Origin of the sequence: Roseibium sediminis, assembly GCF_008711325.1 — a bacterium.
In the GTDB taxonomy this organism is placed as follows: Bacteria; Pseudomonadota; Alphaproteobacteria; order Rhizobiales; family Stappiaceae; genus Roseibium; species Roseibium sediminis.
In genome coordinates, this window is sequence record NZ_VXDB01000012.1 from 95,693 (window position 1) to 111,829 (window position 16,137).

The following is a 16,137-nucleotide window of genomic DNA, read 5'->3' on the forward strand; positions in this document are numbered from 1 at the left end:
AGGAAGATATGAAAGGGGCTGGTGGAGTGTTCAGCAGAGCCAGCACCCTTCTGGTAATTCCGGCTTGGCGACTTCTTCACCGGCTGAAATCCAGTCCGTAATGCCTTTCTGCACGTTGCCGACCTTGCTGAAGCCGGCGCGTGTCGTCAGATAGTCTGCCAGCACCTTGCTGCGGCTGCCGGTTCGGCAAATGAGGACGATTTCGTCCTGAGGCCCGGAGATGAACTTCAGGAGACCCTTGCCGAAATCCGGGTTCGGGTTGCCTTTTTCATCAAAAAAGGTGAGCAGGTGGCTACCGGGGATAACCCCGGTCTCCTTCCACTCGTCGGGTCTGCGAATGTCAATCACGGGCACCCCGGCAGCGATCTTTGCCTTCAGACCGTCATTGTCGAGATCGCTGTATTTCTTGCCCTTGACTTCAAGCAGTTCGATTTCGAACTTCAACGTCGCGTTCGGTGGGATGACACCACCGGCTCCCTGCGGGCCATAGGCAAGTTCCGGCGGGATGATCAGCTCTCGCTTGCCACCAACCTGCATGCCTTCCACGCCCTGTTCCCAGCCGGGAATGACGCGGCGCTCGCCCAACGTGAAGGAGAAGGGTGTTCCCCGGTCAACGGAGGAATCGAATTTGGTGCCGTCCATCAGCCAGCCGGTGTAGTGAACCACAACGGTTTCACCCACATCGGCGGTCTCTCCTGAGCCCTTGGTGATGTCCGTGATCTGCAAACCGTCCTGCGCATTTGCGGGCAATGCGAAGAAGAGAGCAATCACTGCGGCGGGTATCCATTTCAACATTCGGCTTGTTCCAGTCTTGAAGAGCATGCAGTTTTGAAGAACCGTTATCGAAACGAAGCGAAAACTCAACTCACCATTTCGTTTCGTTGCAAGAGCGCAAGGGATCGGCATGACGCGGCACTCTCTCAATGGCAGGAAAATGTTCCTGTTGAACCTTGGCCTTGCCGGACTGGTTCTCCTCGCCACCATGCTGCCGGGAAGGGCGGAAGCGCCCTTGCGATTGTCCCTTCCGATAGAGTGCTTGCTTGGGCAGGACTGTTTTGTCCAGAACTATGTTGATCTCGATCCATCCCCGGACCTGCAGGATGTTCAATGCGGTCGGGCAACCTATGACGGCCACAAGGGAACCGATATTCGGGTCCTTGATACCAACGTTACGGCACAGGTTCTGGCCTCCGCACCGGGTGTGGTGAAGGCCATTCGAAATGACATGGCAGACCGGTTGGTGCTCAGCGACAAGGACAAGGCGCGCGTCTCGGGCAAGGAATGCGGCAACGGTGTGCTGATCGATCATGGAAACGGGTGGGAGACCCAGTATTGCCACATGCGCAAGGGGTCGGTTTTTGTCCGCGAAGGACAGAAAGTGGACCGGGGCGATGGCCTGGGTCTCGTCGGCTATTCCGGGCAAGCGGCCTTTGCCCATGTTCACCTTTCGGTTCGCAAGGACGGGGCGGTCATTGATCCGTTCCTGGGGGCACAGATCGATGCAGGTTCCCGCATGGCGGATTGCGCGAAGTCCAATACGGGAGATTGGCAATCGGCAGGACTTTGGGATGTTCCCGCTGCCGAACTTCTCGCAGACGGTCAGGGGACCATCATCCAGACCGGCTTTGCAAATGGTGTGGTTTCGACCCAGGCTGTGGAGATGGGAGAGGTGACTGCGCCCGATGCCAGGTCACCTGCGCTCGTTTTCTTCGCCCGTGCGATCAATCTCAAGGAAGGCGATCACGTAGACGTCTCTGTGTCAGGCCCTGAGGGATTTGCAGTTGAAGCGCAAGGTGAGGCGCTTCAGTCCAGCAAGGCGCAGTGGGTGTCCTTCGGCGGGAAGAAGCTTCGGCAAGACCGCTGGCCTGCTGGAACGTACAAAGGCGTCGCGACATTTGTGCGCCACGGCAAGGCAATAGGCACGTCAACCGCAAGTCTTACGCTTTACTGAGCGGAGCGAGGTAGGGTGGATTAGTCGTTCCAGAGCCAGGCTGCGCCGCGAACTCCGGAGCTGTCTCCATGCTTGGCCTTGCGGATCGGCACTTCATAGGTGTCGGAGAAGATGAAAGGGGCCATTGCGGCGGGGAGGTCTTCGTAGAGATCGTCGATATTCGACATGCCGCCGCCGAGAACAAACACGTCCGGGTCCATCAGGTTGGCGGACATGGCCATCGCGCGGCCAAGCCGGCTGACATATGTCTGGTAGTGGCGTGTGGCCACCGGATCGCCTGAGCGTTTCAGGGCAATGATGTCCGGTCCCTTGAGGCCTGTTTCTGTTTCCTGCTGATAACCCGTCTGGAAGCCGGTTCCAGAACACCAGAAATCGATGCAGCCACGATGGCCGATCCAGTTGGTCGGCCCCGGGAACTCCTCATCCTTCAGCCACGGCACCGGAATGGCCCCCCATTCGCCGCCAATGCCGTTGGCACCACGATGTGCCTTGCCATCGATTGCGATGCCAGAGCCGCAACCGGTGCCGACAATCAGCGCATGAACGAAATGGGCTCCGGCGGCCGCACCATCGGTTGCTTCGGACACCGCAAGGCAGTTGGCATCATTTTGGATGCGCACAGGACGGCCGAGGCGTTCCTGAAGATCCTTGTCGAGCGGCTTGCCGTTCATCCAGGTGGAGTTGGCGTTCTTCACCAAGCCGGTCGCAGGAGAAATCGAGCCGGGGATGCCAAAGCCGACGGTTCCGGTCTGGCCGGTTTCGCTTTCGGCGGCAGCGACCAGGCCTGCAACGGCCTCGATGCAGCCTGCATAGTCATCACGGGGAGTGGGGACGCGTTTGCGGAAAATCTCGCTGCCAGCGTCATCGAGCGCAATGATCTCGATCTTCGTTCCGCCCCAATCGATGCCAAGCCGCATGTTCGATCCCCGATGCTTAAAGCAGGCATTTTTACCCGCGTATAGTTTTGAGCCCCGGATTTATGACCATGAAACTGGTTTCTGCAAGTCCTTGAGGGAGATATCGCCAAACCGGAGGCAGGAAAGGTTGTGGATGCCGCGCAATACCCCGTTCCAGCTTCCTCTCCCGCGTCATTCACGTTAAAAGTTCGCCTTTTGAAGGATGACTTCTCATGAAAAGGGTCATGATTGTTGGCGGTCCCGGTTCTGGGAAGAGTACGCTTGCGCGAATGCTCGGCGAGAAAACGGGACTCCCGGTCTTTCATATGGACAGGATCCACTGGATGGACGGCTGGGTTGAGCGGGACCGGTCGGAAAAGGACCGGCTCACCCACGATGTTCATATGAAGGACGCGTGGATCTTCGAAGGTGGGCATTCGCGCACTTATCCCGAACGGCTGGAGCGCGCCGACACGTTTATTTGGCTGGATTTTCCCGTCTGGACACGGATCTGGCGGGTGCTGGCGCGGCTGGTCCGCCACTACGGTCAGACGAGACCGGACCTGCCGGATGGCTGCCCGGAGCGTTTTGGTTGGCAGACGGTGGAATTTATCCGCTTCATCTGGCGGACACGACATGCGTCACGAGCGCGTCTTGAACAGATATATCGCTCCCCACCACCGCACCTTTGCGTTGTTCATCTGACATCGGTCAGGGAAATCGATCGGTATCTCAATAATTTGGAATCGGGTCCGGCTGCGCTGTCAAAATCCGAACAATAAATACATTGTCGCAAAATGCGTGCCTGCATCAGTGCGCACTACGTAGGCCGTTCAGTATTTATTGACCATAAATTTCTCGAGTTTTCTGGCGCATACTCTGCACTGGAGGAGTATGGAGAGGTGCGCCATGATACGGCCGTGGGAAGCCGGAATTGCCCCGACTGGCAATGCCAACATCAGTAGTTTGGAGAGAGAGTTCAACGCGCTTGTCTCCGAGCTGTCTGGTCTGATGCAGAGTCTGAAAAAGGCTTCTGGAGCGGGAGAAGGGTATGACGGCAACTGTGGTTGCCCCGCGCCTTCGCAGGAGCTTTATGCTCCGCGCGCTCATTTCATAGATCCGATCCGTGTTGGTCATGCATCTTTCTGGCCCTTTGGCGGCCCGTCGGAAACCTCCGAAACATTGAATGACTGGTTTGAGGGACGGAAGAACCGGACCGATTATCTGAAAGCCTTCATTCCGACCGGCGGCTGCTTCAATCCTCTGACCTCAACGGCACCCGGCCAGCCGCTGCAACGTCTGTTTGATCCGTCACTTGGCCGCGATCGCCTGCATGATCCAAGTCTGCCGGGCGCGCGCGAAATCTCCAATGCGGTGGTAAAACAGGACCGCGATATTCGAGATTCCAAGGGCCTTTCCGACCTGTTCTGGGGGTGGGGGCAGTTTATCGACCATGACCTTACGCTGGTGAAAACAGATCCCGGCCAGCGGGCGGATATTCCGGTGCCGAGAGGCGATCCGGCATTTGATCCGCAAGGGCGGGGCGATGTGACCATTCCCTTCGAACGCTCGCGCACGACCAGCGGAATTGCCGGTGTGGGAGATCCGGTAAATGTCATAACCGGCTTGATGGACGGTTCGATGGTCTATGGCTCGTCCGCCGAGGAAACCAACGGATTGCGGTCCTTTGAAGGGGGCAGGCTGCGGACGAGTGCGGGCAATCTGTTGCCGACGGATGCAGACGGACGGTTTGTTGCCGGTGATGAGCGGGTCAACGAACAACCCGGGCTGACCTCGCTGCACACGATTTTCATGCGGGAACACAATCGGATTGCCGACAAGATTTCTGCCGCAAATCCGAAGATGAGCGACGAGCAGGTGTTTCAGAATGCTCGCAAGATCGTGACGTCTGAAATCCAGTCGATCACCTACAACGAGTATTTGCCACTCTTGCTGGGAAGCGACAAGGCAGGACGGATGTTGCCACCGAGCGGCAAGATCAATCCGCAGATTTCCAACGCATTTGCAACGGCGGCCTATCGCTTTGGCCATTCGATGGTCAACAGCAACATTCCGATTACCGACGCCAACGGGAATGTCCGTAATGTTGCTCTTCGCGATGCGTTCGAGAACCCGGACCTGATCAAGCAAGGCGGTGTGGACGGCGTACTTCGTGGTCAGTCGGGACAGGTTGCGCAGGCTCTGGATCCCTTTATCGTTGAGGATCTGCGGTCGGCACTGTTTGGCGCCCCGGGGGCAGGTGGTCTGGATCTGGCTGCTCTCAATATCCAGCGTGGCCGCGATCATGGTCTGCCGAGCTGGAACGATGCGCGGGAATCCATGGGTCTTCGCCGGATCACAAGCTTCAATGACCCGATCTTCCCGCCGCATATCGCCCAGAAGCTGGCCTCGGTCTATGACCATCCCGATCAGGTCGACATGTGGATTGGTGGTCTCGCCGAACAACCCAGGGGCAATGCGCTGGTAGGTGAAACCTTCGGATATCTCATTGCCGATCAATTCAGCCGCACACGGGCAGGCGATCCGAATTTCTATGAATGGTCCCTAGACCCGCAGACGGCCAACTGGGTCCACAATGTGCGACTTGCGGATATCATCCGCTGGAACACGGATATCCGGGACATTGACCGAACAGCAATGATTGCCACCGACAACAACTACTGGTGACCCAGTTCCATTGGGTAGACACAGGAATATGGGTAAACTAGGGAAGTCGGGTGTCGCAAGGCATCCGGCTTTTCCATTTTTATAGCATCTGCCTACCAGACATCGACATCCTTGCCCTCGGCGCGCAGGCGGTCTGCGCGTTCATCGATATAGCGCTGGAAATCGCCATCGACATAGACGTCCTCGGCAACGAATTCCAGCATCGTGTCAAAGTGGAAAGGCTTGAAATAGCCGGGCATGGTCATTGCCACATGATCGCGCAAGGGGCCGTCTTCGCCCGCGGCTTCCTTTGGCACAAAAAGCGCGGTTGGGGTGAAGTTCACACCCCATTTGCGCACCAGATCGCGTTCTTCCATCGCCGTGCCGTCAAGATCGGTCACTTCCCGTGAGCCGCGCATGTCCAGCTGAACCACCAGAAACTTCTCGGTCAGATAGGCAACCGTGTCCGGTCGGCGCAGGTTCACCTTGTGGAGTTCCCGGCAATAGGGGCAACCGGGTTGCTCGATGAGAATGAGCAGGTCCTTGCCCTGATCCTGTGCTTCCTGAAGATCATCGGCCAGCTCCAGAAACCCCTCGTGGAACCAGGGCTGAATGTGCAGGCCACTATCGGAGAGCTGCGCTTCCGGCAAAAGATCTTCTGCACTTGCGGGCATCGCGAAGGTAAGAAAGGCGAGACAGGATAACATCAGGCGGGAGAACATTGGCGAAGCTCCATGACTGCAGGCGGTATCAAGCAGAATTTTGCCCAGTTTACGCGCTTCCCGGCAGCGAGGTAATCACGATTTCGCGCATCTCCTCCACGAACCTCAACTGAGCTCCTTTCGGAACTCAGCTAAAAATCGACCGTTCCCGCGCGATGAGCTCATTGAGGAAATCGAGGGCTGCCGTCACATGGCGCAAGGGACGGGTGCTTTCGTGGGATACGGTCCAGTAGGCGCGCTTGACCTCGATTTCAGGCAGGATGCGGATCAAATTCGGATCGGGCCGGGCGATAAAGGCATGGAGAATGCCGATGCCAGCCCCGGCACGAACAGCTTCCGTCTGACCGAGCGCCGAAGCAATCTCGAAGCGGGCGGGCCAGTCCCTGGTAAAGTCCGCCGAATAATTGAGGGCTTGCGAGTAGATCAGGTCTTCTACGGCACCGATGAGCGTGTGGTCCTTCAGGTCCTTCAGACTGCTTGGCCCGCCATTGCGGTGGAGGTAATCCGCCGACGCGTATAGGCCAAGCGTGTAATCCGTCAGCTTGCGGGCAATCAGGCGGCCATGATCGGGACGCTCCACGGTGATAGCGATATCGGCCTCGCGGCGGGAAAGGGAGAAGGAACGGGGAACGGGAACCAGCTGAACCGTCAGGTCCGGATGTTTCTTGGTCAGCTGACCAAGGCGCGGGGCAAGAAAGGCAACGCCGAAGCCGTCCGGAGCGCCGATACGGATTGTTCCCGAAATGCTCACCTCGTCATCGGCAATCTCGGCTTCCGCCGCCAGCATTTCCGCCTCAATGGCTTCCGCACGCGGCAGAAACCGACTGCCCTTGTCGGTCAAAACGCAGCCGGAGGTGGAGCGCTCGAACAGTTTGACGGAAAGGTCTTCCTCCAGAGAGGTCAGGCGACGGGCGACTGTTGCGTGATTAAGGCCAAGCCGCCGGGCCGCGGCGAGAATCTGCCCGGTCCGCGCAACACTCAGGAAAACCCTGACATCATCCCAGTTCATCACATTTGCTCCGCGTTTTCATCTGCTTGCAATCCTTACTATAAAAAACGCACAACGGATGCGGAATATACGGTCTTGTAACTGATAAAAATGCAAGGCAAAACAAACTCCGATATTTGGCTGCGGGAGGAGGAGTTTCCCCGTTCGCCTTCGGATCAGGGAGATCAGCACATGCAGAAGATCGGTCATTTCATTGGCGGCAAGCACGTCCAAGGCACGTCTGGCCGTTTTGCCGACGTCTACAATCCGGCGACGGGTGAAGTTCAGGCTCAGGTCGCTCTGGCAACCAAGGCCGAGCTTCGTGCAGCCGTTGAAAATGCTGCAGCCGCTCAGCCTGCATGGGCAGCCCAGAACCCGCAGAAGCGCGCCCGCGTGATGATGAAGTTTGTCGATCTTCTGAACCGCGACATGGACAAGCTGGCCGAAAAGCTGTCTTCCGAACACGGCAAGACGTTTGTCGACGCCAAGGGAGACGTGCAGCGCGGTCTGGAAGTGATCGAATTCTGCATCGGCGCGCCGCATCTGCTCAAGGGTGAATTCACCGACAGTGCTGGCCCGGGCATCGACATGTATTCCATGCGTCAGCCGCTGGGCGTTGTTGCCGGTATTACCCCGTTCAACTTCCCGGCCATGATCCCGCTGTGGAAGATGGGGCCGGCACTCGTTGCCGGTAACGCAATGATCTTGAAGCCGTCCGAACGCGATCCGTCCGTTCCGATGATGCTGGCAGAACTTTTGAAAGAAGCCGGTCTGCCGGATGGTGTTTTGAACGTCGTCAATGGCGACAAGGAAAGCGTCGATGCGATCCTTGATGACGACATCATTCAGGCTGTTGGCTTCGTCGGCTCTACGCCGATCGCCCATTACATTTACCACCGTGCTGCCGAAACCGGTAAGCGGGCCCAGTGCTTCGGTGGTGCCAAAAACCACATGATCATCATGCCGGATGCGGATCTGGATCAGGCCGCAGACGCGCTCGTTGGTGCCGGTTATGGCGCAGCAGGTGAACGCTGCATGGCGATTTCCGTTGCTGTGCCGGTTGGTGATGAAACCGCTGACCGCCTGATCGAAAAGCTGGTTCCGCGTGTTGAAGCTCTCAAGGTTGGTCCCTGGACAGCCGGGGACGACGTCGATTTCGGCCCGGTCGTGACCAAGGCCGCGCAGCAAAACATCCTGCGCCTGATCAACTCCGGCGTTGATCAGGGGGCGAAGCTGGTCGTCGACAACCGTAACTTCTCCATGCAGGGCTATGAGAACGGTTTCTTTGTCGGTCCGCACCTGTTCGACCACGTCACCAAGGACATGGACATCTACAAGACCGAAATCTTTGGCCCGGTTCTGTCGACTGTGCGCGCCAAAACGTACGAGGAAGCTATCGCTCTTGCGATGGACCACGAATACGGCAATGGCACTGCGATCTTCACCCGTGATGGTGACACGGCTCGCGATTTTGCCAACCGGATCAACATCGGCATGGTCGGCATCAACGTCCCGATCCCGGTGCCGCTCGCCTACCACACGTTCGGCGGCTGGAAGAAGTCCGGTTTCGGTGATCTCAACCAGCATGGCCCGGATGCGTTCAAGTTCTACACCCGGACCAAGACTGTCACCTCCCGCTGGCCGTCCGGCATCCGGCAAGGTGCGGAATTCTCCATCCCGACGATGAAGTAAAAAGACCCCACCAAGCCGGCAAAAGATCGGCATGGACCAAACTGGAAAGGCGGTGCGGATAGCATCGCCTTTTTTGTATGCAGGCGTTGCTGCAAGTCTTTGCGCGGGAGAAAAAAGGGGCCGGATGATCCGGCCCAGTTTCAGTCAGGTGCGGGGTGTAAGCGGCCCGCGGGGACCGTCATCGGACAGATGATTCGAAAGCATGTGTCATATGGAAATGACCGACGAGGAAGTCTTGCCCTTTCGATGCGCGCACATAAATCACAGCACAATTGCTTTGACACCTCCGAAAACTGAGGGGGAGGGTGGAAATACATCCGCTATTCGTGAAGAAAGTCCGGTTCATGCGACATCCAGAAGGCTGGAAATTGCGACCTGAATTGAGTAGGTTCCGCATCTGGCCGGTCGCGATCCGGCCATTTTGGTGTTGCGTAAGGCGAGGGTGAGCGGGCTGATGATCGAACAGGTTCAGTTGAAACCGTCATCGGGCAGGGTTTCCTGAATGAGCGCACCGGTCGTGGGTTCCGTGCAGCAAGACGATAGTGGTCCCGACATATCCCGAGAGATAGGTCGAGCAGAGGCGGATCTCGCGTCGAAGGCGTGGCCGCTCACTGGCGATGATGCTGCAAATCTGAAACGTGCCGGTTTGATCCTTTGCGCGGCAGATGTCCTCTGGATCGCGCAAGCTGCCATCATCGCTCTGGTGTCGGCCTGGCTGTTGGAAGTCTTTCTGGCTGCGAAACTGACGGATCTCCCGGGCGATAAAAATTCCATATTTTATCTGATTTATGCAGCGCTCGGGTTCTGCCTGCTTGCCTATATACGCGCCTGGCTTCAATGGGTTTCTTCACGATATGCCAATGACGTCGCCCGTGAAGCGAAGCTGAGACTGCGCAGCAGCTTCCTATCCTCGATCGCAAAGGCCTCTCCTGCAGCCAAAATGGCGGATAGCGGCACGATTTCCGTGCACCTTGCCGAACATGTGGATGCGCTTGGTCCTTATCTCAGCCGTTTTCAGCCGCAAATGATGCGGGTGAAGGTCGTGCCGCTGGTTATCCTGGCGGCGATCCTGCCGTTCAGCTGGCTGGCGGCGATCATTCTTTTGGTCTGCGGGCCGATCATCCCGGTTTTCATGGCATTGATCGGCATTCGGGCTAAGGCCGCCAGCTCTCGCCAGCAGGAGGAACTTGCGCGGATGGGCAGTGTGCTTCTCGACCGGATCAGGGGGCTTGAAACGCTGCGCCTCTTTGGAGCCTTGCCGAGAACGGTTGGCGAAGTGGCGGAAGCGGGGGACCGTTTTCGCGTGGGCACCATGCAGGTGCTGAAAATCGCTTTCCTGTCGTCCACGGTGCTTGAGCTTTTCAGCGCCTTGGGAATTGCCTTTGTTGCGGTCTATGTCGGCTTTTCGCTGCTCGGGGATGTGTCCAGCGGCACCTGGGGAGCTCCGCTTTCCTATTTCTCGGGGCTGTTTATCCTGTTGCTTGTGCCGGAGTTTTTTGCTCCCTTACGATCCTACGCTGCGGCGTATCATGATCGTGCAGCTGGGCTATCAGCTGCAGAAAAGTTGCGCGGCCTGATGGAGGGGCTCGCAGGGGGGGCAGGTGATCAGGGTCTGGACAAGGGCTCTGATCACCCGCGCCTTTCTCTCCCCATCGGCAGGGCTCCGGAAATCGAGGTCCGCAACCTTCATGTCTCTCATGATGATAAACTGGTGCTGCAGGATTTTTCCTTTTCGCTCGCTTCCGGGAAAGCCCTCGTGATCACGGGCGAAAGCGGCGCCGGAAAGACGACGTTGCTGGATTGTCTTCTCGGGTTTCTCAAGGTTGATCAGGGTGTGATCCACATTGATGGCATGGACCTTGGTGATCTCGACGCTGCCAAATGGCGGCAATCGCTGGCTTGGTTGGGCCAGTCGCCCCGCCTGTTTCACGGGTCGCTTCAGGCCAACCTGCGCATGGCGGATCAGTCTGCGGATGAAGGCGCCATGATGAAAGCGCTGGAGCTGGCGGGCGCTGGCAACTTGCTGGCCCGGTTGCCACACGGGCTGAAAACGCAGCTTGGAGATGATGGCTTTGGTTTGTCTGTTGGCGAGGCGCGGCGTGTTGCGCTTGCCCGGGCTGCCTTGCGGACCCATGCGGGACTGTTCATCGCCGACGAGCCGACGGCGGGGCTGGATGAGGAAACGGCCAACGATGTGCGCGCCGGATTGCGCCATCTCAAGGCGGGTCGGACGATGCTGATCGTGACCCACGATCCCGCGCTGATTGAACTTGCCGACCAGCATCTGGTTCTGAAGAAAGCGGGGCAGGCATGAAAGCGATCCTCCGCATTCTCGTCCTGCAGGTGCGCCACGCCCCGTGGCGCTTTGTCGGCGGAATTCTGCTGGCCCTTGTGCCTTTGCTGGCCGGGCTGGCGCTGCTTGGCGTGGCAGGCTGGTTCATCACGGCTGCTGCCATTGCAGGCCTGACTGGCGTGTTCCTGAATATCTTCGTCCCGAGTGCCCTCATTCGCGGGTTTGCGATTGCCCGCACTGCGGGGCGGTATGGCGAGCGCCTGCTCACTCACGACGTGACGTTCCGCTTTCTGGCCAATTTGCGCATGCGGGTGTTCAAGGGAGCGGCGGTAGAGACCTTGTCCGAAGGCAGAGCGACCCGAAGTGCCCTGCTGCTCAACCGGATGACGACGGATATCGCGGCTCTCGACGCGATCTATCTGCGTTTGGTAGTCCCCATTTGCCTCTCTTTATTGACGTTTTGTCTTGCTGCTCTGGTCTTCGGGGGCACTGCTCTCTGGGCCGTGCTTCCGCTTGCGATCTTTGCCGGTGTCATGGCTTCGCTCTTCCGTCTGGCGGGAGGGCATGCCGACCGTCAGGCAGCGCGCAGACAGGAAGCTGCGCTGGATGCGGTGCGGGTGCGGTCAGTGGATCTTGTCGCCGGCCGCCGTGATCTGGCGATCTATGGCGGGCTGGACGACGCAGCAGCGAAGGTTGAGGGCGCTGCCGAGCGCTTGAACGAAGCGGATGTTCAAGATGGTCAGCGCTCGGCCCAGCTTGCATCCTATTCGTTTTTGGCGGGACAGATCCTGTTTGCCGCCCTGCTGGTCATTTTGGGTGAGGCGGTTCTGGGTGCCAAACTGGACGTGGCTGTTGCAGTCGCCCTGCTGCTCTTCAGCTTGGCCTTGCCGGAGGTTTTTGTCAGCGGTGTGCCGGGCGCATTGGCGCTGGCGCGCACAAAACTGGCCGCCCGCCGTATTTTGCCGAATGTGGAAGAAGCAGATCTGTTCGACAGGTCCTTTCCTCAGGTGGCCGTTGATAGTGGCAGCGCCTCGAGCGGTGAGGGCAGGGATGCAGCGTTAACGCTGGAGTTTGAAGCTGTCTCATTTCGCTATCGGGGCGCAAGAGAACCGGTGGTTCGCGAGTTGAGCTTTGCCGTCGGCAAGGGGGAAATCGTCGCTTTGACCGGTCGCAGCGGCTGCGGCAAGAGCACGGTATCGGCGCTTGCCAGCGCGTTGATACAGCCGGAGAGCGGAACGGTCCGGTTGTTGGGACAACCGCTTTCCGATTGGCATGAGGCGGACCTTCGGCGCTCGGTCACGGTCCTCAGCCAGCGCCCCTATCTCTTCCATGGTTCGATAGCGGATAATCTGAGGATCGCAAATCCTCAGGCGAGCGATGCGGACCTTTGGGCAGCCCTTGATGCCGCAGCGCTTGGAGACCGCATCCGCGCCGATGCGGCGGGTCTTGCAGCCATCCTCGGGGAGGGCGGTTTTGGTCTTTCCGGGGGCGAGCAGCGCCGCCTCGGGCTTGCCCGCGCCTATCTGACATCTCCTGCTTTCTGGATTCTGGACGAGATGACGGAAGGCCTCGACGAGGCAACGGCGGAAGATGTGCTGGCGCGTTTCCTGTCCTTCCGCGGCGAAGCTGCGGTCCTGATGATTGCGCACAAACAGCAGGAAATTGACAAGGCGGACCGGGTCCTGAGATTGACCGACAACGGTCTGGTTGACTGAGACTTCCGCTTCCAGATGTATGATTTGTCGCTGCGGCATTAAAGCTATGGGCTTTTGCCTTTGGCTGCTGATATGGTTGAAACTGCAATTTTGAATAGTGCATTATCACCGTGCACTCCTCGGTGCAAAGCAGGTTAGCGCTTCGTGAGGGGCAAGGCGCGCCTGTCCAACAAGAGGACGAGTGATGGAGCTCTCCGTCGTTGACCTGTCGCGGCTGCAATTTGCCATGACCGCGCTTTACCACTTTCTTTTTGTGCCACTGACAATCGGTCTGTCGATCCTGCTTGCAACCATGGAAACGGTCTATGTGATGACCGGCCGGGAAGTGTGGAAGCGGATGGTTAAGTTCTGGGGCACGCTGTTCGGCATCAACTTTGTGCTGGGCGTTGCCACCGGGCTCACCATGGAGTTCCAGTTCGGCATGAACTGGGCCTATTTCAGCCAGTATGTGGGAGATGTGTTCGGCGCGCCGCTGGCCATCGAGGGTCTCACGGCCTTCTTCATGGAAGCCACCTTTGTCGGGCTCTTCTTCTTCGGTTGGGACAAGCTGACCAAGCGCCAGCACCTTGCTGCGACCTGGGCTGTGGCAATCGGCACGAACTTCTCGGCACTGTGGATCCTGATTGCGAACGGCTGGATGCAGCATCCGATCGGGGCAATGTTCAATCCCGATACCATGCGTATGGAAGTGACCAGCTTCTATGATGTTCTGTTCAATCCGGTAGCGCAGGCAAAATTCGTTCACACGGTCTCTGCGGGTTATGTGACGGCTGCCCTGTTCGTCCTTGGCATCTCCTGCTGGTATCTCCTCAAGAACCGGCATATTGCCATCGCCAAACGCTCGATTGCCGTTGCGTCCGCCTTCGGATTTGCATCTGCATTGTCGGTTGTTGTTCTTGGTGACGAGAGCGGTTACGAGGCAAACTTAAACCAACAGATGAAGTTGGCGACCATTGAGGCGATGTGGGAAACGGAACCGGCGCCTGCTGCCTTCAATGTCATCGCCGTGCCCGACATGGAGCGTCGGGAAAACCTCTTTGCCATCGAGGTTCCCTATGTCATGGGGCTGATCGCAACGCGCTCTCTGACAACGGAAATTCCGGGTATCAAGGAGCTGGTGGAAGCGTCCAAGGATCGTATCCGGCAGGGCGCCATTGCCTGGGACGCGCTTCAGAAAATTCGCGCCAATCCGAAGGATGTCGACCCGAATGTCCGCGAGACTTTCGCTCAGAACCAGCATACGCTTGGCTATGCCTATCTGCTGCTGCCCTTCACCGATAATCCGCTGACGGCGACCAACGAGCAGATCGACGCGGCTGCGTGGTCGGCTGTACCCAATGTCTGGCCGATGTTCTATGCTTTCCGCATCATGGTGGCTTGCGGCTTCTTCTTCATCCTGCTGACCGCCGTATTCTTCTACTATTCTTCGGCGGGCAAGCTGGATTATCTGCGCGAAAAGCGCCGTTGGGTTCTTCATGTGGCCGTCTGGGCCATCCCCTTGCCATGGATTGCCTGCGAGATGGGGTGGTTCGTTGCCGAATACGGACGCCAGCCCTGGATCATCGAAGGGATGCTGCCAACGTCTGCAGCAGTTTCCAGTCTCAGCGTGATTGAAGTCCTGATCACGCTGGCCGCATTCGTGGCGCTCTACACTGTCCTGCTGGTGATCGAGGTGACCTTGATGCTCCGTGCCATCCGCAAGGGGCCTGAGGACGGCCAACAACCGGACAGCCCACATGCCATGCCCGTTTCGCGGGCGTATCCGATTGCTGCGGAGTAAGTGCCATGATCCTTCACGAACTGATTGATTATTCGACGTTGAAAATGATCTGGTGGCTGCTGCTTGGCGTTCTTCTGATCGGGTTTGCCGTTACCGACGGTTTCGACATGGGGGTGGGAACACTGTTGCCCTTCGTCGGGGAGACCGACACAGAGCGTCGGGTTGCGATCAACACCATCGGGGCGACCTGGGAAGGAAATCAGGTCTGGTTCATTCTGGGTGGCGGGGCGATCTTTGCAGCTTGGCCGCCGCTTTATGCGATCAGCTTCTCCGGCTTTTATCTGGCGATGTTCATCGTGTTGGCTGCAATGATCCTGCGCCCGGTTGCCTTCAAATATCGTTCCAAGAGGCCCGATCCGAGCTGGCGTAACGGCTGGGACTGGGCTCTTTTCGTCGGGTCCAGTGTTCCGGCGCTGGTCTTCGGGGTTGCTGTTGGCAACGTGCTCATGGGAGTACCCTTTCGGCTGGATGCGGACCTTCGTATGACATACGAGGGGTCTTTCCTTGGCCTGTTCTCCCCGTTTTCCTTGCTGTGCGGGCTGTTGTCGCTGTCGATGCTGGTGATGCATGGCGGGGCATGGCTCGGGCTTCGCGCCGATGGTGTGGTCGCCGAGCGTGGGCAACGTGCGGGCAGCTTTGCAGCCGTTTTCGTGCTTGTGCTGTTTGCCGTTGGCGGGGGACTGGTCTCGAGCGGTTATGTCTCCGGCTATCAGATCACATCCGATATTGATCCGGGCATGCCCGCCAATCCGCTCTGGAAAGAAGTTATCGTTGCTCCGGACGCCTGGATGCGAAATTTCGAGGCGCATGCTATTTTCTGGCTTGCTCCTGCGCTCGGGTTTCTGGGCGCGTTCGGCGCGCTGGTTGGCCTGCAAACGCGGTTTGAGGGGCTCACCTTCCTCTGCTCGAAACTGTCGGTCTTCGGCATCATCTCGACGGTCGGCGTTGCCATGTTTCCGTTCCTGCTGCCGAGTTCCATCCAGCCTTCCGCCTCATTGACGGTGTGGGATGCGTCTTCCAGCCATGCGACCCTGTTCAACATGCTGGTTGCAACCATCATCTTCCTGCCGATTGTTCTGATTTACACCGCATGGGTCTACCGTGTGCTGTGGGGCAAGGTGGATGAGCGGACGATCGAAGACAACAATCACACGGCCTACTGAGGAGACAGAACAATGTGGTACTTTGCCTGGATGCTCGGAATGCCGCTGGCCTGCTGTCTGGCGATCCTGAATGCCATGTGGCTGGAGCTTCGTTCGGACGACGTCAAACTGGAAGAAGAGCGTCCGTCATGAATGCTTGCGGGCAGCGTTCGGCGTGTGCACTTAAAAGTTTAATCAAAGGCTTGGATCGGATTTAGAGAAGCGTCATCCGCAATTCGGGAGTTCTGAGGGTAACATTTTCAGGCGGGTTTTGAGGGCGCGGGAAGTTCG

The 16,137-nt window shown here is 58.1% G+C and carries 13 protein-coding genes; 9 read left to right on the forward strand and 4 right to left on the reverse strand.

The window, feature by feature from the left end:
• Positions 1–30 precede the first annotated feature (30 nt).
• On the reverse strand, positions 31–795 hold the full coding sequence (locus F0155_RS13545) for an FKBP-type peptidyl-prolyl cis-trans isomerase (protein ID WP_150525062.1): 765 nt from the start codon (positions 793–795) through the stop codon (positions 31–33).
• 109 nt (positions 796–904) lie between these two features.
• On the opposite strand from F0155_RS13545, the gene F0155_RS13550 reads away from it, so the two are divergent.
• The gene (locus F0155_RS13550) at positions 905–1,951 is read left to right on the forward strand and encodes a M23 family metallopeptidase (protein WP_150525063.1); all 1,047 of its coding nucleotides are present in this window, start codon (positions 905–907) and stop codon (positions 1,949–1,951) included.
• Between the two features lie 20 nt (positions 1,952–1,971).
• Here the strand turns inward: F0155_RS13550 and F0155_RS13555 are convergent, their stop codons facing one another.
• Positions 1,972–2,868: an ROK family protein gene (locus F0155_RS13555; RefSeq protein ID WP_150525064.1), complete on the reverse strand. Its 897-nt coding sequence runs from the start codon at positions 2,866–2,868 to the stop codon at positions 1,972–1,974.
• Between the two features lie 212 nt (positions 2,869–3,080).
• Between F0155_RS13555 and F0155_RS13560 the strand changes: the two genes are divergently transcribed.
• Together F0155_RS13560 and F0155_RS13565 are read left to right on the forward strand one after the other, a co-directional pair.
• The gene (locus tag F0155_RS13560; protein ID WP_150525065.1) at positions 3,081–3,629 is read left to right on the forward strand and encodes a P-loop NTPase family protein; all 549 of its coding nucleotides are present in this window, start codon (positions 3,081–3,083) and stop codon (positions 3,627–3,629) included.
• Positions 3,630–3,756: 127 nt separating this feature from the next.
• The gene (locus F0155_RS13565) at positions 3,757–5,535 is read left to right on the forward strand and encodes a peroxidase family protein (protein ID WP_161599812.1); all 1,779 of its coding nucleotides are present in this window, start codon (positions 3,757–3,759) and stop codon (positions 5,533–5,535) included.
• Positions 5,536–5,627: 92 nt separating this feature from the next.
• On the opposite strand, the gene F0155_RS13570 is transcribed toward F0155_RS13565, so the two are convergent.
• Together F0155_RS13570 and F0155_RS13575 are read right to left on the reverse strand one after the other, a co-directional pair.
• Positions 5,628–6,236 (reverse strand): thioredoxin family protein, encoded by a 609-nt coding sequence (locus tag F0155_RS13570; protein WP_150525067.1) that lies wholly within the window; start codon positions 6,234–6,236, stop codon positions 5,628–5,630.
• 127 nt (positions 6,237–6,363) lie between these two features.
• Positions 6,364–7,245, reverse strand: a complete 882-nt coding sequence (locus tag F0155_RS13575) for a LysR family transcriptional regulator (protein WP_150525068.1) — start codon at positions 7,243–7,245, stop codon at positions 6,364–6,366.
• A gap of 171 nt (positions 7,246–7,416) precedes the next feature.
• On the opposite strand from F0155_RS13575, the gene F0155_RS13580 reads away from it, so the two are divergent.
• The 6 genes from F0155_RS13580 to cydX all read left to right on the forward strand — a co-directional run bounded on the left by F0155_RS13580 (position 7,417) and on the right by cydX (position 15,999).
• The gene (locus tag F0155_RS13580) at positions 7,417–8,916 is read left to right on the forward strand and encodes a CoA-acylating methylmalonate-semialdehyde dehydrogenase (RefSeq protein ID WP_150525069.1); all 1,500 of its coding nucleotides are present in this window, start codon (positions 7,417–7,419) and stop codon (positions 8,914–8,916) included.
• Between the two features lie 502 nt (positions 8,917–9,418).
• The gene (cydD, locus tag F0155_RS13585; RefSeq protein ID WP_150525070.1) at positions 9,419–11,230 is read left to right on the forward strand and encodes a thiol reductant ABC exporter subunit CydD; all 1,812 of its coding nucleotides are present in this window, start codon (positions 9,419–9,421) and stop codon (positions 11,228–11,230) included.
• Entirely contained in the window at positions 11,227–12,924 is a 1,698-nt protein-coding gene (gene cydC, locus F0155_RS13590) for a thiol reductant ABC exporter subunit CydC (RefSeq protein ID WP_150525071.1), read from the forward strand. The genes cydD and cydC overlap by 4 nt, the downstream gene beginning before the upstream one ends.
• Positions 12,925–13,108: 184 nt before the next feature.
• Positions 13,109–14,704, forward strand: coding sequence for a cytochrome ubiquinol oxidase subunit I (locus tag F0155_RS13595; protein ID WP_150525072.1), 1,596 nt, complete (start codon positions 13,109–13,111; stop codon positions 14,702–14,704).
• A 5-nt stretch (positions 14,705–14,709) separates the two neighbouring features.
• Positions 14,710–15,867 (forward strand): cytochrome d ubiquinol oxidase subunit II, encoded by a 1,158-nt coding sequence (gene cydB / locus F0155_RS13600; RefSeq protein ID WP_150525073.1) that lies wholly within the window; start codon positions 14,710–14,712, stop codon positions 15,865–15,867.
• A gap of 12 nt (positions 15,868–15,879) precedes the next feature.
• Positions 15,880–15,999 carry a cytochrome bd-I oxidase subunit CydX gene (gene cydX / locus F0155_RS13605; RefSeq protein ID WP_150525074.1) on the forward strand — a complete coding sequence of 40 codons (120 nt, stop codon included), beginning with the start codon at positions 15,880–15,882 and terminating at the stop codon, positions 15,997–15,999.
• Positions 16,000–16,137 lie beyond the last annotated feature (138 nt).

Coding starts and splice junctions, on each gene's coding strand:
- F0155_RS13560 (WP_150525065.1), top strand. CDS start 3,081: ATGAAAAGGGTCATGATTGTTGGCGGTCCCGGTTCTGGGAAGAGTACG.
- cydD (WP_150525070.1), top strand. CDS start 9,419: ATGAGCGCACCGGTCGTGGGTTCCGTGCAGCAAGACGATAGTGGTCCC.
- cydC (WP_150525071.1), top strand. CDS start 11,227: ATGAAAGCGATCCTCCGCATTCTCGTCCTGCAGGTGCGCCACGCCCCG.
- cydX (WP_150525074.1), top strand. CDS start 15,880: ATGTGGTACTTTGCCTGGATGCTCGGAATGCCGCTGGCCTGCTGTCTG.
- F0155_RS13565 (WP_161599812.1), top strand. CDS start 3,757: ATGATACGGCCGTGGGAAGCCGGAATTGCCCCGACTGGCAATGCCAAC.
- F0155_RS13545 (WP_150525062.1), bottom strand. CDS start 795: ATGTTGAAATGGATACCCGCCGCAGTGATTGCTCTCTTCTTCGCATTG.
- cydB (WP_150525073.1), top strand. CDS start 14,710: ATGATCCTTCACGAACTGATTGATTATTCGACGTTGAAAATGATCTGG.
- F0155_RS13555 (WP_150525064.1), bottom strand. CDS start 2,868: ATGCGGCTTGGCATCGATTGGGGCGGAACGAAGATCGAGATCATTGCG.
- F0155_RS13570 (WP_150525067.1), bottom strand. CDS start 6,236: ATGTTCTCCCGCCTGATGTTATCCTGTCTCGCCTTTCTTACCTTCGCG.
- F0155_RS13575 (WP_150525068.1), bottom strand. CDS start 7,245: ATGAACTGGGATGATGTCAGGGTTTTCCTGAGTGTTGCGCGGACCGGG.
- F0155_RS13595 (WP_150525072.1), top strand. CDS start 13,109: ATGGAGCTCTCCGTCGTTGACCTGTCGCGGCTGCAATTTGCCATGACC.
- F0155_RS13580 (WP_150525069.1), top strand. CDS start 7,417: ATGCAGAAGATCGGTCATTTCATTGGCGGCAAGCACGTCCAAGGCACG.
- F0155_RS13550 (WP_150525063.1), top strand. CDS start 905: ATGACGCGGCACTCTCTCAATGGCAGGAAAATGTTCCTGTTGAACCTT.